The 275-nt window shown below is 70.5% G+C and carries 1 protein-coding gene; it reads right to left on the minus strand.

Annotated features, from left to right (window positions below):
• Window positions 1–37: 37 nt before the first annotated feature.
• Window positions 38–275: hypothetical protein (locus tag GRI89_RS00130; RefSeq protein WP_235912594.1), on the minus strand; the 238-nt coding region annotated here is incomplete at its 5' end.

Genomic DNA, 275 nt, shown 5'->3' on the forward strand with positions numbered 1-275 from the left:
GCGCGGAAATCGACGCGGCGCAAGCTGGTGCCGGCGGCTAGGCCGGGGCCAGCAGCATTTCGATTGCGGCGGCGATCTCTTCGTCGCCGAGCGCAAGGCTAGCGGTGCCCATCGACAGTTCGGCGCGCCCGGCGGCGCGGCCTTCGACCGGCTTGAGGTTGCCGAACAGCCAGATGCCGGTTTCCCGGGCAACGCGGTCGCGGGCCAGCAGCAGTTCCTCGACGTCGCCCTCGAGAGTCAGGTGGAACATGCTGGACTGCGGCGGGTCGGGCAGG

Source organism: Croceibacterium salegens (genome assembly GCF_009827435.1).
Classification (GTDB): Bacteria; Pseudomonadota; Alphaproteobacteria; order Sphingomonadales; family Sphingomonadaceae; genus Croceibacterium_B; species Croceibacterium_B salegens.